Consider the following 16,885-nt stretch of genomic DNA (forward strand, 5'->3'; position numbering starts at 1 on the left):
CTCAAGGAGTGGCGCGCTGTCGCAACCAGATACGAAAAAACAGCAACGTCGTTCCTCGCGGTCATCCACATCGCTGCCGCAGCAGACTGGATCAAGCCCTAACAGGCCCTAAATTTCACAAAAACAAAATCGACGAATTATTATAGATTACCAACAACAGGCTCTACCATCTTGTTCTTCAGCTATAAATCACACGCTTCCAGCGATCAAAAATTTAGGCTGTTCCGCACACGAAAGAGCGATGATGCCATAACCAGTGATAAAGCAAACTATGGAAATTTTCCCGAAGAGATCTGGCCAAATCAAAAAACAGACTGCACACGTTTATTATAAATGTGTACAGTCTTTTTTTTTGCCATTCGAGAATTAACCAGTTTAAAGAAGTTTTTTTAATAGATATTATAATAAATTACTATTAACTTGGATCAACAAAAAAATTTGGAAGAGAAAAAACTGATGCCTGCAATGCAGTATCAATCACATCGCATGCATCTAAAGCTTCTTTAATAGTTACATCCATATCAAGGTAACGATACGTACCTAACCGCCCCATAAAGGATACTTTATTTTCTGCTCGTGCTAGTTCGATATAATTTCCCAATAGCTTTTTTTCATTCACTAAGCGAATAGGATAATAGGGAATATCGTTCTCATCAGCTAGACGACTATATTCACGAAAACAAACGGTTTTTGAAAACTTATCTTGTTCCCAAGGTGCAAAGTGTTTGTGCTCGGAAACGCGCGTGTAAGGCACATCTTCCTGGCAATAGTTGATAACTGCAGTACCTTGATGATCACCGTCATCTAAGAACCGTTCAAAATCCAACGTTCGGTAGCCTAATCGACCCAGACTAAAGTTGAAATATCGATCAATCGGCCCAGTATAGAAAACATGCTGGAAATCCTCTTTTACATGCTCAAATGAGCAACCCAAACGAACATCAATACCATCAACATTTAGAATATTCTTCACAATAGAAGTATATCCATCCCTTGGCATTCCTTGATAAGGATGGTTAAAATAATTATCATCATAGTTAAATCGCAATGGCAAACGTTTTAGAATGGATGCAGGAAGCTCTTTAGGATCCAAACCCCATTGTTTGCGTGTGTATCCATAAAAAAATGCACGATACAAATCTTGACCGATCATACTCAGAGCTTGTTCTTCAAAGTTCTGAGGTTCTTTTATAGTTTTGTCTGCTTTGCTTTCAATAAAAGCTTGAGCTTCCTTTGGTCCCATTGTTGTACCAAAAAACTGATTAATAGTTAGAAGATTGACTGGTAATGTGTAAACGTGTGCGCGTGAAATAGCCTTTACACGATTAATATAGGGAATAAAGGTTCCAAACTTTTGCACATAGTTCCATGTCCGTTCATCGGCTGTATGAAAAATATGTGGCCCATATTTATGCACCATAATGCCGGTTTCGGGATCACGTTCTGTATGGCAGTTTCCACCAACATGAAGGCGCTCATCCACAACTACTACTTTATGGCCACGTTCTGCCAAATGGCGTGCTACAACGGCACCGCTGAATCCAGCGCCTACAACACAGAAGGTCATATGTCATCTCCGCATCAACTATTATGAAGGTTTATTTTATTTTTTTTACAGCCACAAGACATCTGCATTTTCTGAAATTAAATTTTCACATCGGTATCGGATTTAATCCTGATCTATTGATTGATCTTTCTGAAATGAATTCTAGAAAGAATTTCAAAAACCAAAATTCAATCCGATACAACGATGACAATTTAATTTTTCAAGCAAAAACCTCAAATGAGTTCAGATGTATCGCTGATTCCTCTGGAACAGTCATTCTGATAAAGCGTGCTGTATGATACGCATCTAAATCAACAACAAATCCAATATCTTTTCCTTTATAAACAGGCTGATCATCGGTTTTCGAATATATTTCGCTCCAACTGGCACCATCATCAGAGATAGATATAATAAAATGATTCATTCTTTCTGACAAAAATTCGCGCGGATATATCAATATGGTTTTTATATTTTCTTTTTCTTCAAGATCTACCTGCCACCACGGATTTTCTTCAATCCCCGTGTGGTTGCACATTGAAACATAATCAAATGCTTCCGTTACACGTCGTGCGTCCTTTTCCAGTTCTTGCTCTGCTGACCATATTGATACTGAAGATTGAAGACATGGTTTTGAAAAAGCAATATTTTTGCGTGGCATTGATTGAATCCATTGCCGTTTCAAAGCCAACTGCCAGAAACTATCGACTTTTGCGGGTGATCTTAGTTTTAATATTTCTGCATATAATAACGGCACTGAAATTTCAGATGGAAAAGTTTCAAGGTTTTTAGATAGGTCAGAATCAGGATCAAATACCTCTAAGGCGCCTATAGTGTCTATCCTTTTTTTTCAAAAAATCCCTTCCGGCAACAGGGTGAACTATTGTGTTCGGAATATTTGATATTCCACTATACATGTAGTTGTGTGGTCTATACTTATATCTCGTCATATCATATAGATCATTTAAATTAATTACATTAAAATTATCTTGAGAATATACATAACTAGATATAAAGGCTTCGCAGTAAGGCCATGTATATTCCTCGGGATTGGAGTCATAAATATGTTTTATTCTCAGACGTTCTTCATACGCACTTAAAATTAATTTCCTAGACATCATAACAAATGGAAATAACATTTGTTTTTTATTTTTATAATACGCAGAAATTGTTGCTTGAGGCCAGTCACCTTCTTTAGGGTCGAATATTTGACCAACCAAGTCTACGTCATCTTTTATAGCTTTTTTTATTAGTTTATCAAAATCAATATTTAAAGAACAATCATTTTCTAATAAGAAAAAATAATTTACTTTTGGGAGGCTTCTTAATAGATAATAAAATACAAAATCTGCATCATACCATAGAGTTGGATTATGTCCTGATTTTGGTTTTAACCCCAAAGATTCAGGATCATTAGTATGGGAAATTTTATTGAAATTCCCCACGTCAATCTCGCCGTTTGTTTCATCACAGGCCACGAAAAACTGGAATCCTGCACATTGGCCAAATAGTTTACGTGCTAAATATTCTGTATCTTCATTCCAGTAATGAGTGCGATAGATGATAGCAACGTCTTCGTTTAAAAACATACGTCTAATCCTTAAGCTTAACTAATTTTAATCCTATAGCATATAATGCGATTTGAAAAGTTTTTCGAGCCTAATACATTCTTATTTGGCAGAAGGAATACGATCGGGTTAGCGTAAAATCTCTCATATCAAGAGGTATGTAGATTCTTAAATTTTTCCTTATCCTCAAAACGTACAAATTAGGTTGAAGCTCTCCCGGTCCTGTCAGCATAGTTATCAGAATGAGGCATCTTTTCCCTTTCCCAACTTCCTTATGACAAGCCAGCAGAGGTCTCTGTTCGGGCTTGCAGGGATCATTGCCCTTTCCTTTGCCACAGAAATGAACGAGCAGGTCTCTGCCCAGGCACTGCCAGACATTGCCGGTGCCCTGGGGCTCAGCATGGACTCCCAGCGCTGGTTTTCGAGCCTCTATGTGACGGCCGAAATCATCGGAATGTCAGTGTCGCCATGGCTTGCCGTGACCCTGACCCTGCGCCGGTTTTCATTTTTCGTGGCGATTTTGGCCGTGCTGGCGTCCAGCCTCATCCCGTTCACCTCAACGCTGTCCCTGCTATACATCCTGCGCGTTTTTCAGGGACTGGCCGGGGGCTTTACCGTCCCTCTTCTGATGACGATCGCCCTGCGTGTCCTCGCCCCGCCCATACGGCTTTACGGGCTGGCAGCCTATTCCCTGACCGCTACGTTCTTTCCCAATCTCAGCATGACATTCGCCGGATTGTGGACTGATCTCGTGGACTGGCGGTTCGTTTTCTGGCAGTCGATCCCGCTCTGTACGCTGTCCTTCCTGCTGCTGTGGTACGGCATGCCGGTTGATCCGCCGAAGCATGAGCGGTTCTGGAAGTTCGACTGGAAAGGCTTCCTGCTGATCGTCTTCGGAATGGGCTCTTTCTCGATCATGCTCCAGATGGGCGACTGGATGGACTGGTTCAACAGTCCGTTCATCTGTGTTCTGGGGCTGATGAGCCTCGTCTGCATCCCGCTGTTTGTCCTGAACGAGTGGTTCCACCCCCTCCCCCTGTTCAAGTTCCAGCTCCTTGGCCGTCGTAACTTCGCCTATGGCGCCAGTACCCTGCTGACCTTCGTCGTCATCTCCCTGTCGTCTTCCACTCTGCCAGCGTCCTTTCTTCAATCTGCCGCAGGCTATCGTCCGGAGCAGATCTATCCCGTTACGCTTGAGATCGCGGGTCTCCAGCTGGTGATGCTGCCCCTGATGGCTGTTATTCTGAACAAGACCTGGGTTGATTCCCGCATTGTCAGCTTCATCGGCATGACCTGCATCCTGACTGCCTGCATCGGTGATTTCTTCCTCACCTCGAATTGGAACCGTGACCAGTTCTATCTGTGGCAGGGGCTGCAGGGCATTGGGGACGCCATGATCGTCATGCCTTTGCTGATGATGTCGACCAACACGCTTGATGCTTCGGAAGGGCCTTTTGCTTCGGCCATGGTCAATACGCCGCGTGCCGTCGCGGAAGCCGTCGGGATCTGGCTGCTCCAGCTCATGCAGCGCGAACGCGGCTCGCTTCATTCAGACCGGATTGCCGATCGTCTTGGTCGGGTCCGCTACAGCCTTGTGCAGGGCACGAACCCTGTTCTGCAACGTTCTGCCCCCCTTACGCCATCCGGCCAGCCTGCCTATCCCGGCAGCATGACCGCTTTGCACGCCCAGATGACCCGACAGACCGCAACCCTGACTTTCAGCGATGACTGGGTCGTGCTCGGCAGCCTCGTCGTGTTTCTGATGATCTGGGTCTGCGTACTTCCTGTTCGAACCTATCCCCCCCGTATCGTGTTTCAGTCGAAATAACTTCAGAAGCCTTCCCGCCAAGCGGCAGGGAAAGAAAGGAATTGCCGCAGAATGGCGGATCAGAACGACAACTCTTCCCAGAATGCCCAGGAAGAGGAGAAGAAAAAGAAGCAGGACCAAAAGCACCGTACCATCACCCGCTGGCTGTTCATCGGCGGTGGCTTGATCGTCCTGATTTTCGTTGTTGTCGTTCTGGCCATTATTTTCGTGCCCAACCGCCATGTCTGGACCGATGACGCCTATGTCACGGCTCATTACACCGTCGTCGCGCCCCGTATCGCCGGACAGGTCATTGCCGTGGACGTGACGGACAATCAGCCCGTGCGGGCCGGACAGGTGCTCGTCGAGCTGGACCCTCACGATTACCAGACCACTCTGGACCAGAGCCGTGCAACGCTTGCCCGGGATGTGGCGCTCGTGCAGGACGCCGCCGCCAGCGTGTCGCGCCAGCCCTCCATCATTGATGAAAATGTCGGGGAAGCCGCCCGTATCCGGGCCCAGCTCGTTTTCGCCCGGCAGAACAACCAACGCTATACCAATCTGGCTCGTACGGGCGCCGGCTCCACGCAGGAACATCAACAGTCCACAGCCAATCTGCGTGAAATGGAGGCCACGCTCCAGTCCCTTGAAGCGCGTATTGCGGCTGCCCGCGCCCAGATCCCCATCCTTCAGGCCCGGCACAAATCCGCGCAGGCGACGGTGGAGATGGATCGCGCCCATGTCCATCAGGCCGAACTGAACCTGTCCTATACCAAGGTGCGCGCGCTGGAAGACGGCATGATCGGTGAGCGCAGCGTCCAGACCGGAAATTACGTTGCTCCGGGTGCTGCTCTCATGGCGCTCGTCCCACTCGACCAGATCTGGATCCGTGCCAATTACCGCGAACTTGCCCTGCATCACATGCGCCCCGGCCAGCCCGTCAAAATCCACGTGGATGCCTATGACATGACCCTGAACGGGATCGTGGACAGCATTCCGCCAGCCTCTGGCGCCGTCTTTGCCCCGATCGCACCGGAGAATGCGACCGGAAATTTCACCAAGATCGTCCAGCGTCTGCCGGTCAAGATCATCCTTGCGCCTAACCAGCCGCTCGCCCGTCTGCTGCGGCTTGGCTTCTCCGTGGAAACCACCGTCGATACCAATCTTGATAACGTCACGGCCGAACAGCTCCAGAGCCCCACGAGTGTGACGGCGCCTCCACCGTCTTCCACCCCGGTCGTTACACCATGAAGTTCCAGTCTGTTTCCGCATTGCTGACCGGAGGTCTGGTGCTCTCGGCCTGCACCATGGGGCCGAATTTTCATCGCCCGACCATGGACGCGCCCGCCAGTTGGGGATCCGAGCCTTCCAGCGAGAGCCAGACCTATGCGGGGGCTGTCGATACGCAGTGGTGGCAAAGCTTCCATGATCCCGAACTGAGCAGCCTTGTCAGTCGTCTCGGGCGACAGAACCTCGACCTGCAGATCGGCGCCGAACGTATCAGCGAAGCCCGTTCGCAGATGAAGGTGGCTGCCTCTGCCGGCCTCCCGCAGGCCAACTGGTCCGGCTCCTACGCCTATCGCCAGCTTAGCAAGCAGGGCATTTTTTCTCTTGCCGAGCCGCGCCCCGGTTCGAGCATGAACTTCAATCTGTATGAAAACGTCCTGAGCACCAGCTGGGACCTAGATCTGTTCGGCACCATCCGCCGCAGCGTCGAGGCCCAGCGCGCCAACGAAACAGCGACCCTTGCCGCCCGGCGCGCAACGGCCCTCGCGGCTGTCAGCGATCTAGCGACAAGCTACATGCAGTTACGTGGCATCCAGCAGCAGCAGGCCATTCTTCGTTCGAATATTGATCTTGCCCGGACAAGCCTGAAGCTGGTGCAGGACCGTTTTGCCAATGGCGTGGCCACAAATCTGGATGTTTCACAGGCTGCCGCACAGCTTGCGAGCATGAGCGCGGATCTGCCCGGTCTGGAAAACTCGGAAGCGGCTCTTATCAACGCTATCGGTCTGCTGCTGGCAGAGCCGCCCCGGGCCCTTGAAGCCGAGCTGCGACCGGCTTCCATCCAGCCTCCCCTTCCAGCCAGCGTTCCCGTGGGGCTGCCCTCAGATCTGACCCGCCGCCGCCCGGACGTGCTTCAGGGTGAGGCGCGGCTGCATGCCGCCACTGCCGAAGTCGGTGTGGCCACGGCGGCTTTCTATCCGGACATCACGCTCGCCGGGAACATGGGAACGGAGTCCTTTTCTGCTGCCGATTTCTTTTCCCTGCCTGCAAAGCAGTTCAGCGTTGGACCCACCCTGAATGTTCCGGTTTTCGAGGGCGGGCGGCTGATCTCAACACTGCAGTTCCGCAAGGCGGCACAACGTGAAGCCGTGCTGACCTGGCGCAATACGGTTCTGAATGCCTGGCGTGAAGTCGATGATGCCATGACGGCCTACGCCAAGGCACAGTCCACGCACAGCCTGACGGAACAGTCTTTCTTCCAGAACAGAGCTGCCTTCAACGCCGCACGTGAACGCTACCAGCAAGGGGCCACCGATTATCTGAACGTCGTGGCAACACAGGCGGCCCTGCTTTCCAGCCAGTCCGCCCTTTCCATCAGCCAGACGCGGACGGAAACGACACTTGTGGCTCTCTATCGCGCTCTGGGCGGAGGATGGCAGTATGCCGAAACGCCTTCACCAGCGTCTCATTCATAACTCTGCTGGTCTGCGGGATTTTCAGTGCTGAACTCAGGCGACCCGGCTGATCCTGTCCGCACTCCAGACATAGGCTGCTGATCCATCTGCAAACAGGCCGCTGAACGTAGGATCAGAAACATCCAGTCCGCCTGTATAGGACCCGAGCGCCGGCAGGATGAGGCGGTCTGGCCCTTTCACGAAGCAGGCGCGGCTCATGGCGTGCCCTCTGATCCGCATTCTGATCTTTGGATGCAGATGCCCGGCGAGTTCTGCTTTCCCCGTGGGGACGATTTCAGATGGGATATGCCGCAGGATCAGATTCCCAAAACGATAGTCTTCAAGCCATTCACCCGCGATATCCGGAACCGGAAGGGCATCGTGATTGCCCGTGATCCAGAGAATGGATGTCTTTGAGACGATCGACCGGAGCATCATTTTTTCAATATCGAGGAGACGTTCTCCGGCTTTAGCATCATGAAAGCTGTCTCCAAGCGCAATCAGAAGCCGGGGCTTATAGTCCTCTACGAGGCGCTGTACCTTCTCCAGTGTTGAAATCGTATCTCCGGGCGGAAGCAGGAGGCCGCGTATCCGGGCAGAAGTCCCCTTCCCCAGATGCAGATCCGCCACCACAAGCGTCTGCGTCTCAGGCAGGAATACGGCACCGCCCGCAAGGAGCCATATCCGTTCGCCCGCGAGTTCGATCTCCCGGAATGTCATGGCGTTGCCGCCAGTTCATAAAGCCTGTCTGCTTCCGCCAGAAGATAGTCTTCCCCCTCCCCGCCGCGAATTTTTTCGCGTCCCTGTTCAAGCAGAACGGGTACCGCCAGCGGTGAGACATGCGGGAGGCTGACATGTTCGATATGCCCCTGGATACGCTCCAGCATCTCTGACAGGCGGGCCAGATCGGTCAGGCCTTCAGCAGCTTGCAGACGTGTGGCCCGCAGGAGAATATGATCGGGATCGTATTTCCGGAGAACGTCATAAAGCAGGTCACTGCTGATCGTCATCTGGCGCCGGTTTTTTTCCCGTCCGGGATAATTCCGCTCCACAAGCCCGGCAATGATGGCAACGTCCCGGAATGTGCGCCGCAGCATTGAGCTTTCGTCCAGCCATTCCGTCAGACTGCCTTCCAGCAGGGTTCTGCTGAACAGATCGGTTATGGAACCGGGCGGATGAACACACCAGCAGGCCACCATGTAGTCGTTGGCCACAAATCCCAATGGTCCTTTTCCTGTGTCTTCCAGTTTTTTGGTCAACAGAAGCCCCAGCGTCTGATGCGCATTTCGCCCTTCGAAGGTATATGCCACCAGATAGTGCCATCCACGATGCGGGAAGGTCTCGACCAGAAGCTGATCGGGTTCAGGCAGACGGGAGCGCTCTGACTGCAAGGTCAGCCAGTCCTGCACGGAAGGTGGCAGAACGTTCCAGGATGACGGTTCATGCAGCATCTCCCGGACATGTCGGGCCAGACCGGGTGAAATGGAAAGCTGGTTTCCGCCATAGACCGGTACCCGGGGGTCCTTGCCGCGACCCCGGGCAGCCTGCACGGTGGTATCCTGCATTCCCAGAAATTCAAGCAGTTCCCCGCCCAGCAGGAACGTGTCTCCCGGAACAAGTGTCGAGGCGAAATACTCGTCGATCTCCCCGAATGTCTTGCCGCGCCGGGATTTGACGCGAAGCAGCGGCGTATCGACGATCGTTCCGATATTCATCCGGAACTGACGGATGATCTGTTCATTGCGGACCCAGAGCTGTCCCAGTGAATCCCGGAAAAGACGCTGGTGACGGTCATAGGCCTGCAACGCATAACCACCGTCTTCGACAAAGCGGATGATATCGTCAAAATCGGTTCGTGACAGCTGGCTGTAAGGTGCCGTGCGTCGGACTTCTTTATAGAGTGCGTCCGGAAAGAACGGGCCTGCACAGGCCGTGACCAGAACATGCTGGGCCAGCACGTCGAATGTTCCTGCACGCGGCGGGGCACCATCGAGTTCATGGCGGAGAACCGCCTCTCTGGCGGCCTCACATTCCAGAACTTCAAACCTGTTCGCCGGGGCAAGAAGCGCGCGGGAGGGCTCGTCCATCCGGTGGTTGGCCCGGCCAATCCTCTGCGTCAGGCGGGAGATCTGCTTTGGCGCACCCAACTGAATGATCTGGTCCACAGCACCCCAGTCCAGTCCCAGATCGAGCGAGGATGTCGCGACAACCGCACGCAGGGTGCCCTGCGCCATGGCCTCTTCGACCTTCGCCCGCCGCGTCGTATCCAGACTGCCATGATGCAGCCCGATCGGCAGGTTTTCCGTATTGTCTTTCCATAGAGCCTGAAACAGCAGTTCCGCCTGCGCGCGGCTGTTGACGAACACGATGGTCAGGCGGGCGGCGGCAATCGCTGTCAGAATTGCAGTGGCGCTTCCCAGACCGGTCCGACCTGCCCAGGGCAGATACCCCCGCTGATCCGGCAGGAGCACATGGACATCGGGACGTACTCCGTCTTCCGCCGTGACAATCCGTACGCCTGAGGCATGCCCGGTTGGCGAAACCCATGCCGCAATGGCGGAAGGATGCGCCACCGTTGCGGATAATCCACTGCATCGCATTGCAGGTGCAAACGTCCGCAGGCGGCTGGCACACAGGGAAAGCTGATCGCCCCGCTTGGTGCCGGCCAGCGCATGCACTTCATCAATGATCAGGGCGCGGAGCGTGGAAAAATATTCAGCAGCATCCGGGTATGACAGGAGCAGCGCCAGACTTTCCGGCGTCGTCAGGAGAATATGTGGCGGATTTTTCTGCTGTCTTTTCCGGCGGACTGCGGACGTGTCTCCGCTGCGAACTTCAATGCGGACAGGAAGGCCCATCTCCATGATCGGTCGGGACAGGCTCTCTGCGATATTGGTTGAAAGGGCTTTGAGGGGACTGACATAGATCGTGTGCAGCCCGCCTTTAGCATAAGAGCCTTTTGCCAGCTCGATGAGACTGGGCAGGAAGCCTGCCAGTGTCTTTCCGCCGCCGGTTGGCGCGATGAGAAGTGCGGAAACCCCGTCTTCCGCCGCCTGCAGCATGGCTAGCTGATGAGGCCGTGGGGTCCAGCCCTGCTGCGAAAACCAGGACTGGAAAGGTTCGGGAAGATGGATGCTCATTTCTTCAAGGAACGCATCCGTGTTTCGCGGGTTCTTTTCCTGTTCTCGAACAGTTGACGGAGAAGACTTGGGTGGACTGGCTTGAACTGAAACCGGAGGGCCTCTTCTGTGTCCCCGGTGCATTCTACATCGACCCGCTTCAGCCGGTGGCCCATGCCGTTATTACCCATGGTCATTCCGATCATGCCAGACCGGGCCATCAGCACGTCACCGCCACCCCGGAAACCCTGTCGATCATGCGCCTGCGCATGGGCGAGGATCGTGCCGGAGAAAGCCAGCAGGCTCTGGAATATGGGGAAGTCATATCCGTTGGCGCGGTACGGCTCTGGCTCGCGCCGGCCGGACATGTGCTGGGCAGCGCACAGATCGTCATGGAGTATCAGGGACAGCGCGCTGTCGTCAGTGGCGATTACAAGCGGGCTCCCGATCCGACCTGCACGCCTTTCGAAGTCGTCCCCTGCGATCTGTTCGTGACAGAGGCTACTTTTGGTCTTCCTGTCTTCCGCCTGCCCGATCCTGCGCATGAAATCGGAAAACTGCTTCACGACGTCCGCCTCTTCCCGGAGCGGACGCATGTCGTGGGCTGCTACGCGCTTGGCAAGTGCCAGCGCCTGATCGCGCTGCTTCGGAATGCCGGGTATCACGAGCCGCTCTGGCTTCACGGTGCTCTCCTGCCGATGTGCAGCCTGTATGAGGGTTTTGGTATCCAGTTGGGAGAGCTGAAATCTGCCACTGCGGCCAAGAAAGGTGAGATGCGCGGCGGCATTGTGCTGGCGCCCCCTTCTGCCATAGCCGACCGATGGGCGCGGCGCCTGCCGGATCCTGTGGTCTGTCTGGCGTCCGGCTGGATGCATGTCCGGCAAAGGGCGAAGGCGCGCGGAGTCGAGCTTCCCATGGTCATCAGCGATCATGCGGACTGGGATGCCTTGCTGGATACGTGTCAGGCGACGGGAGCAAAGGAAATCTGGGTGACGCATGGCCGTGAAGAAGCGCTGATCCATGCTTTGGGAAAGCTTGGAATCCGTGGCTGCTCCCTTCGGCTGATCGGCTATGAAGAAGATGATGAGCAGGCCGAAGAGGACGCCATGGCATGATCGAGTTTGCCACCCTTCTTGAACGTCTGGCCTTTACGCCTTCACGAAACATGAAGCTTGCTCTGCTGAAAGAGTATTTCACCATGGCCCCCGATCCGGACCGGGGATACGCTCTGGCGGCAATGGCCGGAAGCCTGTCGTTTGCGGCGGCCAAACCGGCCATGCTCCGGGCCCTGGCGATGGAGCGGATTGATCCCGAACTCTTTGCCTGGTCTTATGACTATGTCGGAGACCTTGCGGAAACGGTTGCATTGATCTGGCAGCCCGAAAGCGAGACGCATAAGAGCGAGGCCGCCCCCGGTCTGGCGGAGGTCGTACATACGCTGGATCGCCTGCCCAAGGCGGATGTACCGGATGTCCTGAGGCGATGGCTCGATGCCTGTGATGCCTCATCACGCTATGCGCTTCTCAAACTCATCACCGGCTCCCTTCGTGTCGGCGCATCGGCCCGGCTGGCGAAAACGGCACTGGCCGAACTGGCTTCCGTAGCGCCCGACGACATCGAGGAAGTCTGGCATGGACTGAAGGCTCCTTACGGCGCCCTTTTTGCGTGGATTGAAGGGAAAGGCCCGAAGCCGGATGCGAAGGATGCGCCTGTTTTCCGGCCTCCCATGCTGGCCCAGCCCCTGGAAAATGTTGATCTTGCCGCATTCGATCCAGCCGAATGGCGGGCGGAGTGGAAATGGGACGGCATCCGCGTGCAGCTTGTCTCTGCCCCGCAGGGCGAGCGTGTCTATACCCGGACAGCCGAGGATATCGGCAAGGCCTTTCCGGACGTGCTGGCCACGATGCAGGATCTGGGCAGCAGGGTCGTTCTGGATGGTGAGCTTCTGGTGGTCCGCAACGATGTTGTCGCATCCTTTGCCGATCTTCAGCAGAGACTGAACCGCAAATCGCCCACGGCCTCCATGCTGCGTGACTTGCCCGCCGGGATCAGACTGTATGACATCCTGTTTGAAGACGGCGAGGATCTGAGGCCTCTGCCTTTCGACATCAGAAGGCAGCGGCTGGAAAGCTGGTTCGCGCGCCTCAATCCACCGCGGATGGTCCTGTCCGATCTCATTGCGTTCCGGAACTTCGAAGATCTGGCCAAACTCCGCGACAGCGCGCGGAGCGAAGGTATTGAAGGGCTGATGCTCAAGAAGGCTGACAGTCCCTATCTGCCCGGTCGTCCCCGCGGCCCCTGGTGGAAATGGAAACGCGAACCTCTGACTGTCGATGCGGTGGTCATGTATGCGCAACGCGGCCATGGCAAACGCAGCAGCTTCTATTCCGACTATACCTTTGGCCTGTGGCGCACGACCGACGGAAAGCGGGAGCTTGTGCCGATCGGCAAGGCCTATTCAGGCTTTACGGATGAGGAACTCAAGTTTCTGGACAAATGGATCCGCGACCACACAACCAAACGTTTCGGCCCGGTTCGGGAAGTCGCTCACGGGCTGGTTCTGGAAATCGCATTTGATGCTGCGCAATATTCCAAGCGCCATAAAAGCGGCGTGGCGCTGCGTTTTCCACGGGTTGCCCGCATCCGGACGGATAAGCCCGCAGAGGAGGCTGATACGCTCGAAGCCTTCATCCATGCGTTTCTGTAGAACGGAGCATCGCTTCCTGAACCGTAGCCCTCTATCCTCTCGTCACGATCATTTTCTTCCTGACCATCAAGCCGACGATCAGCAGAAATGCCAGAAACATGAAGCTGCTGCTGACATTCAGGCTGGCGCTGATCGACTTCTTGTAAGCCTCCCTCACCTCCTCATGCATGGCAGGGGAAAGCGCCTGCACCGCCGCCATGCCGTTTTCCAGAAAGGCAGAGACATCGATCTTTTCCGGTAGGGCATACAGGTTGTTCCGCAAGGCCAGTGCCATCACGCCTCCCGACAGCGCAACACCCAGTGAGCCACCCAGCGAACGGATGAACGCCATCATCGCCGTGGCAATGCCCAGTGCGTTCCCCGGCACGGCATTCTGGATGATGACCGTGGCATTGGGCATGCCGATCCCCATCCCGACGCCAAGCCCACCAAGACAGAGCAGGAACGAGAATGCCGGCGCACCATGCCGCGCACAGAACGCAATCATGGCCAACGCCAGAAACCCAATCCCGACACCAAGCACCAGCAGAAGCTCGTATTTCTGCGTTCTGGACGAGACATAGCCGCCCAGGATGGAGCTGATCATCATCGTGCCGACCTGAGGAAGCATCATCAGACCGGATGTTGCAGGCGTTTCTCCCAGAACCAGCTGATAATACAGCGGAAGGAAAATCATCGAGCCCATCATGGCAAATGACATGATCCCGGTTGCCGCCACACAGACGGAAAAATCGGGAATCCGCAGCAGACCCAGACTGACCAGAGGTTCAGGAGCGCGCCGTTCTGCCAGATGAACAGCAGGAAAACTGCGATACTGAGCGCCAGAAGAAGAAAGGTCAGCGGCGACGTCCAGGACAGAGCCGTTCCGATGGAATTGAACAGAAGCAGGAAACCGGCCGTCGCAACACTGAGCAAACCCGCCCCCAGATAATCGATACGGGGACGCTTCTCCGCCCCGCCCCCGGGCAGGCTCAGCATGATCAGAGCAAAAGCAAAAAGCCCGACCGGCAGATTGACCAGAAAGACCCAGCGCCATGACAGGGCACTGGTCAGCACCCCTCCAAGGAAAGGACCGGTCACGCTGCTGACGGCGAAGGCCCCAGTGAAAAGCCCCTGATACTTCCCGCGCTGCTGCGGGGTGACCATGTCACCAATCACCGTCTGCGACAGGGTCATCAGGCCACCTGCCCCGATCCCCTGAAGACCCCGGAACAGGATTAGCTGCCACATGCTCTGGGCCACGCCACACAGAAGCGAGGCGAACAGAAACATCCCGATGCTGAACCCGAGCAGAGGCCGCCGCCCGAACATGTCGGACAGTTTGCCGTAGAGCGGCGTGGCAATGGTTGAGGTCAGCATGAATGCCGTTACCACCCATGACATATGCGCAAGCCCGCCCAGATCGCTAACGACCGTGGGAAGAGCCGTTGAGACGATGCTCTGATCGAGCGCCGCCATGATCATGGTCAGAATAAGGCCCGCAAAAACGCGGATGCGCGTCGAGGACGAGTAAGCGGACACGTTCTCAGTCGAAGCAGGTTGCACAGGGAAGTTCCATGACAGTCAAAACACCGGTTGCACTGTTTGCGCGGGCAAAGACAGGACCGATGCACGGTCTGCAGCCAGATCGCAACCTGTTGCCGGCACTGGCTGACCCATATCCGCAATACCGCAACACACTCACCGGAATTGATCAACCGCTCTGCAAGCATATGAGGACATGCTGAGGGAACGTCAGAATTACGAAAGCGTTACTGTCGCAGAAGGCTTTTTCATCATCTTGTCAGAAGCATATCCGCACATGAAGTATCCCCTCCTGAAAACCACAGTCTATGGCGCGGTTGCCTCATCCGGAGCAGCCATGCTGCTCAGTCGGTTGCAGACAGGCTCATCCGGTCCGGGCGTCAATTGCACGTCCCACTGGCTTCATAGTGATGAAGCGGCAACCGTCAGAACTCTGGACGGGCGTCACTCCGGAGTTGGAATTGCCACGAACGCAGCAGCCACCCTGTTCTGGGCCTGGCTTTATGGCAAAGCACTTGGAAGATCGCCGGGCCTCTTGCGTGCGGTCCTTGTAACACTCGCCTTGGGGCCAGTGTCCTGCGTAGTGGATTACGAGGCCACACCCAAGCGTTTCACCCCGGGGTGGGAACTCGTTTTCTCAAAGAAGAGCATGGCGCTGATTTACTTCGCCATGGTCCTTGGAATGGCATTTGGAGCATTACCCATGCAATCCGGAAGTCAGGAGACGCAGGCGTGACCGTGCGTATTCACGACGGAATGGAAGCAGACGCCCGCCGCACGCCACTTGAAGGCGGCCTGCTTGGCTGGGCGGCTATTGCCATGCTGGGTATCTGCCTGATTGCTCTGCGTATTCTTCCGAAAACTCTCACTCCTTATGTGCGACGCTTCGTACAGATATGGACTGGCGCACTGTTCTGTTTCTTCGCGGGCGTCCATCGCGGTGCGAGCTTCTACAACCCAAAGGGACCGCAACTCTCCGATCCCGTTATTTTCCTGGCCATGCACTTCTTCGGACTTGGTGTGGCGATGTCTCCGCCGCGACTGTCAGGGCAACTGGCCATGGCAGGAACGCTTGCGACCCTGGCAGGTGATGTCCACCTTGCCCGACAAAACCGTCTTCCCCGCTTCTTCATACGCCTCCGCCCGTCCCAGCTTCTGACCGCCTTTGTTCTGATTGCGCTTCTCGCACGTACTGCCGAAAAGGAGGACTGATCCCATGACCGAAGACTTCAGAAAAGGCGATGCCGTCAGCTGGAAAAGTCATGCTGGCGAGGCTCACGGACATGTCGTCAAGAAAATCACAAAGCCTGTGACCATCAAGGGTAACAAGATGGCAGCTTCGAAAGACAACCCCGAATTCTTGGTCAAGACCGACAGTGGAAAACGCGCCGCGCACAAACCCTCGGCGCTTAAGAAACAGTCGTGACCGGAAACGCAGATTAAAATAGACCTTCCAGTCATCCATTCCCGCTTGGAAGTGACTCCTTTAAGTTGATACGTTTGAGACCTTATATCATTGTTCTTCATTCAGTTCGCAGAACTACACTCTTCATTCTGACCTTTTACTTGCGCAGAAAACCCCTTGGATTGTGAAGGGGATGCATAGCTTCGTCAGATAGCTGAGAAGAAGACGGTCGAGCATCTGTAGTGGCGGGTTGCGACTCGCCGCTAATACTTGAGCCTCCCGAATATGATGTCGATGCGCTTGCGGCGCTTGTATTTCCGCCTGTCGTATTTGACAGGTCTCTCGCTGACTCTCCGTCCTGGAATGCAGGGTCTGATCTTTTTTCTTCTAGGTGTTTAGTCCCGGGATTTGATGGTGTGATATTTTCACGCGAGTGGAAGGAAGCCTTATGGGACAGATACGTCATGGCAGCGCCACGACCACGCACGCCGTGCGAGCAGCAATACAGCGATCGCAGGCTTCGCTCGCGAC

The 16,885-nt window shown here is 54.4% G+C and carries 13 protein-coding genes and 3 pseudogenes; 9 read left to right on the forward strand and 7 right to left on the reverse strand.

The features are described 5' to 3' along the window. A pseudogene (locus tag HKD24_RS13925) lies at positions 1 to 102 on the forward strand (IS5-like element ISMex42 family transposase); the annotation flags it as partial. Positions 103 to 415: 313 nt separating this feature from the next. Here HKD24_RS13925 and glf read toward each other — a convergent pair. The 3 genes from glf to HKD24_RS13940 all read right to left on the reverse strand — a co-directional run bounded on the left by glf (position 416) and on the right by HKD24_RS13940 (position 3,132). Next, positions 416 to 1,567 (reverse strand): UDP-galactopyranose mutase, encoded by a 1,152-nt coding sequence (gene glf, locus HKD24_RS13930; RefSeq protein ID WP_194260808.1) that lies wholly within the window; start codon positions 1,565 to 1,567, stop codon positions 416 to 418. A 199-nt stretch (positions 1,568 to 1,766) separates the two neighbouring features. Beyond that, positions 1,767 to 2,300: a galactose-binding domain-containing protein gene (locus tag HKD24_RS15545; protein WP_194260809.1), complete on the reverse strand. Its 534-nt coding sequence runs from the start codon at positions 2,298 to 2,300 to the stop codon at positions 1,767 to 1,769. A gap of 52 nt (positions 2,301 to 2,352) precedes the next feature. After that, complete coding sequence (locus HKD24_RS13940; RefSeq protein ID WP_194260810.1) at positions 2,353 to 3,132, reverse strand: hypothetical protein; 780 nt, start codon at positions 3,130 to 3,132, stop codon at positions 2,353 to 2,355. Between the two features lie 253 nt (positions 3,133 to 3,385). Between HKD24_RS13940 and HKD24_RS13945 the strand changes: the two genes are divergently transcribed. The 3 genes from HKD24_RS13945 to HKD24_RS13955 are packed head-to-tail and all read left to right on the forward strand — an operon-like array spanning position 3,386 to position 7,620. Next, positions 3,386 to 4,939, forward strand: coding sequence for an MFS transporter (locus tag HKD24_RS13945; protein ID WP_194260811.1), 1,554 nt, complete (start codon positions 3,386 to 3,388; stop codon positions 4,937 to 4,939). Between the two features lie 51 nt (positions 4,940 to 4,990). Further along, positions 4,991 to 6,169 (forward strand): HlyD family secretion protein, encoded by a 1,179-nt coding sequence (locus HKD24_RS13950; RefSeq protein ID WP_194260812.1) that lies wholly within the window; start codon positions 4,991 to 4,993, stop codon positions 6,167 to 6,169. Further along, the gene (locus HKD24_RS13955) at positions 6,166 to 7,620 is read left to right on the forward strand and encodes an efflux transporter outer membrane subunit (RefSeq protein WP_194260813.1); all 1,455 of its coding nucleotides are present in this window, start codon (positions 6,166 to 6,168) and stop codon (positions 7,618 to 7,620) included. Before HKD24_RS13950 ends, HKD24_RS13955 begins: the two co-directional genes overlap by 4 nt. 33 nt (positions 7,621 to 7,653) lie before the next feature. On the opposite strand, the gene pdeM is transcribed toward HKD24_RS13955, so the two are convergent. Continuing rightward, positions 7,654 to 8,319: a ligase-associated DNA damage response endonuclease PdeM gene (gene pdeM / locus HKD24_RS13960; RefSeq protein WP_194260814.1), complete on the reverse strand. Its 666-nt coding sequence runs from the start codon at positions 8,317 to 8,319 to the stop codon at positions 7,654 to 7,656. After that, positions 8,316 to 10,739: a ligase-associated DNA damage response DEXH box helicase gene (locus HKD24_RS13965; protein ID WP_194260815.1), complete on the reverse strand. Its 2,424-nt coding sequence runs from the start codon at positions 10,737 to 10,739 to the stop codon at positions 8,316 to 8,318. Before HKD24_RS13965 ends, pdeM begins: the two co-directional genes overlap by 4 nt. Before the next feature lie 71 nt (positions 10,740 to 10,810). Between HKD24_RS13965 and HKD24_RS13970 the strand changes: the two genes are divergently transcribed. Next, a complete protein-coding gene (locus HKD24_RS13970; RefSeq protein WP_194260816.1) occupies positions 10,811 to 11,833 on the forward strand; it encodes a ligase-associated DNA damage response exonuclease in 1,023 nt (340 codons plus the stop codon). Further along, positions 11,830 to 13,425: a cisplatin damage response ATP-dependent DNA ligase gene (locus HKD24_RS13975; RefSeq protein ID WP_194260817.1), complete on the forward strand. Its 1,596-nt coding sequence runs from the start codon at positions 11,830 to 11,832 to the stop codon at positions 13,423 to 13,425. Before HKD24_RS13970 ends, HKD24_RS13975 begins: the two co-directional genes overlap by 4 nt. 31 nt (positions 13,426 to 13,456) lie before the next feature. On the opposite strand, the pseudogene HKD24_RS13980 reads toward HKD24_RS13975, so the two are convergent. Further along, positions 13,457 to 14,970 (reverse strand): annotated as a pseudogene (locus tag HKD24_RS13980) (MDR family MFS transporter). A 256-nt stretch (positions 14,971 to 15,226) separates the two neighbouring features. On the opposite strand from HKD24_RS13980, the gene HKD24_RS13985 reads away from it, so the two are divergent. From HKD24_RS13985 to HKD24_RS13995, 3 genes are read left to right on the forward strand one after another with little or no spacing between them, the layout of a single operon-like run. After that, on the forward strand, positions 15,227 to 15,685 hold the full coding sequence (locus tag HKD24_RS13985) for a hypothetical protein (protein WP_194260818.1): 459 nt from the start codon (positions 15,227 to 15,229) through the stop codon (positions 15,683 to 15,685). Beyond that, the gene (locus tag HKD24_RS13990; protein ID WP_194260819.1) at positions 15,682 to 16,161 is read left to right on the forward strand and encodes a hypothetical protein; all 480 of its coding nucleotides are present in this window, start codon (positions 15,682 to 15,684) and stop codon (positions 16,159 to 16,161) included. The genes HKD24_RS13985 and HKD24_RS13990 overlap by 4 nt, the downstream gene beginning before the upstream one ends. Positions 16,162 to 16,165: 4 nt before the next feature. Beyond that, entirely contained in the window at positions 16,166 to 16,375 is a 210-nt protein-coding gene (locus HKD24_RS13995; RefSeq protein ID WP_194260820.1) for a hypervirulence associated TUDOR domain-containing protein, read from the forward strand. 245 nt (positions 16,376 to 16,620) lie between these two features. Here the strand turns inward: HKD24_RS13995 and HKD24_RS15370 are convergent. After that, a pseudogene (locus HKD24_RS15370) lies at positions 16,621 to 16,737 on the reverse strand (IS5/IS1182 family transposase); the annotation flags it as partial. Between the last annotated feature and the right edge of the window lie 148 nt (positions 16,738 to 16,885).

This window comes from Gluconobacter vitians, assembly GCF_015244565.1.
Classification (GTDB): Bacteria; Pseudomonadota; Alphaproteobacteria; order Acetobacterales; family Acetobacteraceae; genus Gluconobacter; species Gluconobacter vitians.